The 3,171-nt window shown below is 68.0% G+C and carries 4 protein-coding genes; 2 read left to right on the top strand and 2 right to left on the bottom strand.

What is annotated here, in order from left to right; translation table 11 throughout:
* Together ACTWQJ_RS49205 and ACTWQJ_RS49200 are read right to left on the bottom strand one after the other, a co-directional pair.
* Positions 1 to 871: HAMP domain-containing protein (locus tag ACTWQJ_RS49205; RefSeq protein WP_443312860.1), on the bottom strand; the 871-nt coding region annotated here is incomplete at its 3' end.
* A 9-nt stretch (positions 872 to 880) separates the two neighbouring features.
* Entirely contained in the window at positions 881 to 1,567 is a 687-nt protein-coding gene (locus ACTWQJ_RS49200; RefSeq protein WP_443312859.1) for a response regulator transcription factor, read from the bottom strand.
* Positions 1,568 to 1,855: 288 nt separating this feature from the next.
* On the opposite strand from ACTWQJ_RS49200, the gene ACTWQJ_RS49195 reads away from it, so the two are divergent.
* Positions 1,856 to 2,632, top strand: a complete 777-nt coding sequence (locus ACTWQJ_RS49195; RefSeq protein ID WP_443312858.1) for an amino acid ABC transporter ATP-binding protein — start codon at positions 1,856 to 1,858, stop codon at positions 2,630 to 2,632.
* Positions 2,633 to 2,714: 82 nt separating this feature from the next.
* On the top strand, positions 2,715 to 3,171 hold a 457-nt coding region (locus ACTWQJ_RS49190), incomplete at its 3' end, for a transporter substrate-binding domain-containing protein (RefSeq protein ID WP_443312857.1).

Genomic DNA, 3,171 nt, shown 5'->3' with positions numbered 1-3,171 from the left:
GGACCGAGGCGATCTCCTCGTTGCCCTCGGGGAGTTCGAGGGCGAGCAGTTCGATGCGCAGCAGCAGTGCGGACAGCGGGTTGCGCAGTTGGTGCGAGGCGTCGGCGACGAAGGCGCGCTGCTGCTCCAGCACGGCCTCGACGTTGTCCGCCATTTCGTTGAACGATCGGGCGAGCCTGCGGAGTTCCGGCGGCCCGCCGGCCGCCGCGACCCGGGACTTCAGGCGTCCCGTGGCGATGTCGTGCGTCGTGGCGTCCAGGACCCGGACGGGTCTGAGCACCCAGCCGGTCAGCCGCAGGGCGGCGCCGACGGCCAGCAGCATCGCGGCCGTCTCGCCCGCGGCGATGACCAGCCAGCCGGACAGGATCCGTGAACGCATCTGTCCCGTGGGCGAGTCGGTGACCACGACCGCGACGACGTCGCCGTCCCGGATGACCGGCGACGCGACGACGAGCCGGCGCCGCTGCCACGGCCACACCTGCTCGGGGTCGTCACTGCGCCGACTGAGCAGCGCCTCGTCGAATGCGTTGCGCACCTCGCCCTCCCGGGGGAGGTACCAGTCCGCCGGCGCATGAGCCATGGGGGCGTCATTGGCGTAGAAGACACCGACACGAATGCCGTAGACCTTGTAGTAGCTTTCGAGTTCGCGACTCAGCGTCTCCAGCCGCTCGTCCGGATCCGTGCGGCGGGATCCACTGGGCGGAGCGGTGACGAACTGGGCGAGGGCCGCGAAGAACGCCGTGTCGTCGATCCGGTCGACGACCACCTTCTGCTGCTGGGCCGCTGCCACGCTGACGGCGAGCGGAATGCCCAGCGCCAGCAGTACGGCCGCCATCAGGACGATGAGCAGCGGCAGGAGACGTGTGCGCACCCTGCCCCACTACCCGGCCGGGGCGACGAGCCGGTAGCCGACGCCGCGTACGGTCTCGATCAGCGCCGGCATGCGCAGCTTGGCGCGCAGTGAGGCGACGTGCACCTCCAGGGTGCGTCCGGTCCCCTCCCAACTGGTACGCCACACCTCGCTGATGATCTGTTCCCGGCGGAAGACCACCCCGGGGCGCTGTGCCAGCAGGGCGAGCAGATCGAACTCCTTGCGGGTCAGTTGGACAACCGAACCGTCCACGCTGACCTGGCGGGTGGGCAGCTCGATGCGCACGGCGCCCAGGTGGAGCGCGCCCTCGCTGCTGCCCGTGGCATCTTCCGGGACGCTGCGCCGGCTGACGGCGTGGATCCGGGCGAGCAGCTCCCCCGTGTCGTACGGCTTCACCACGTAGTCGTCGGCGCCCAGGTTGAGGCCGTGGATGCGGGAACGGACGTCGGAGCGCGCGGTGACCATGATCACCGGGGTGCTGGTGCGTTTGCGGATCTTGCTGCACACCTCGTATCCGTCCTGGTCGGGCAGGCCGAGGTCGAGCAGCACGACACCGAATCCGGGGCCTTCCGGGACGAGCGCCTGGAGGGCCTCCTCCCCACTGCGCGCGTGCGTGACGTCGAAACCGTGCCGCGCCAGGACCGCGGACAGAGCGGCGGCGACATGGTTGTCGTCCTCGACGAGGAGCAGTCTCATCCCAGCCTCCTCCGGTTCATCGGCAGTACGGTCTGTGTGGGTAGAAATCGCGGGCACGCGCGCGTGCACCAAGGCAGTCACGCTGATGGGTGAGGACGGCGTCAAGAGGCTTCCGGTTGCGAAGGGCTTCCGTTATCCGGCCGATACGCGCTCCGTCCACAAGTGCTACGACACGTGTCCGGCTGCTACCGGATCGTGATACTCAAATTCGCCTCAGATGTAATGACGCAGGTCGCGTAGGGTAGCTACTGTCCTCCGAAACCGCGAGGAGGACGGAGCCTGAGAGCGATGACCGAAGTATCGGTGGCCAAGGAAGATGTGGCCGCGACCGGCGAGCTCGTGGTCCTGCAGAATGTCAACAAGCACTTCGGCGCGTTGCACGTACTCCAGGACATCGATCTGACGATCGCCCGCGGCGAGGTCGTCGTGGTCATCGGGCCCTCCGGGTCCGGGAAGTCCACCCTGTGCCGCACCATCAACCGCCTGGAGACGATCGACTCGGGCGCGATCACCATCGACGGAAAGCCGCTGCCCGCGGAGGGCAAGGAGCTGGCCCGGCTGCGTGCCGACGTCGGGATGGTGTTCCAGTCGTTCAACCTCTTCGCGCACAAGACCGTGCTCGAGAACGTGATGCTCGGCCAGATCAAGGTCCGCAGGGCGGACAAGAAGAAGGCCGAGGAGAAGGCGCGGGCCCTGCTCGACCGGGTCGGCGTGGCCTCGCAGGCGGACAAGTACCCCGCCCAGCTCTCCGGAGGCCAGCAGCAGCGGGTCGCGATCGCGCGCGCCCTGGCCATGGACCCGAAGGTCATGCTCTTCGACGAGCCGACCTCGGCCCTCGACCCGGAGATGATCAACGAGGTCCTCGAGGTCATGCAGCAGCTCGCCCGCGACGGCATGACGATGATCGTCGTCACGCACGAGATGGGCTTCGCCCGGTCGGCTGCGAACCGTGTGGTGTTCATGGCAGACGGCCGCATCGTCGAAGAGGCTGTGCCGGACCAGTTCTTCAGCAATCCGCGCAGCGACCGCGCCAAGGACTTCCTGTCGAAGATCCTGCACCACTGACCGCGCCCGTCGCGTCCGCGACGAGCTGCGTCACCCGCACCGGACGGCCCGCGTCCCCTTCACCACGCAAAGGATGTTCACCATGAAGCTCCGCAAGGTCACCGCCGCGGCGGCCGCCGCGCTTGTCCTGTCCCTGACCGCCACCGCGTGCGGCGGCGACGACGGCGACAGCGGCTCGGGTTCGGGCTCGGGCTCGGGTGGCGGCGACAAGATCAAGATCGGTATCAAATACGACCAGCCGGGTCTCGGTCTGAAGGAGCCCGACGGTTCGTTCTCCGGCTTCGACGTGGACGTGGCCACCTACGTCGCCAAGGAGCTCGGCTACGAGGCCGACCAGATCGAGTGGGTCGAGACCAAGAGCGCCGACCGCGAGAACGCGCTGGCCCGCGGCGACGTGAAGTTCATCGCGGCCACCTACTCGATCACCGACGAGCGCAAGGAGAAGGTCGAATTCGCCGGCCCGTACCTGCTGGCCCATCAGGACCTGCTCGTCAAGGCGGACTCGGACATCAACGAGGGCACCGAACTCAACGGTAAGA

It is taken from the genome of Streptomyces sp. KR55, from assembly GCF_052245645.1.
Lineage (GTDB): Bacteria > Actinomycetota > Actinomycetes > Streptomycetales > Streptomycetaceae > Streptomyces > Streptomyces flavusporus.
Note: the sequence above shows the minus strand (reverse complement) of the source record. Positions and strands in the feature narration are given on the sequence as shown.

Bases quoted from the DNA above. Each gene is read 5' to 3' on its own strand.
- ACTWQJ_RS49200 (WP_443312859.1), bottom strand. From the start codon at position 1,567: ATGAGACTGCTCCTCGTCGAGGACGACAACCATGTCGCCGCCGCTCTG.
- ACTWQJ_RS49195 (WP_443312858.1), top strand. From the start codon at position 1,856: ATGACCGAAGTATCGGTGGCCAAGGAAGATGTGGCCGCGACCGGCGAG.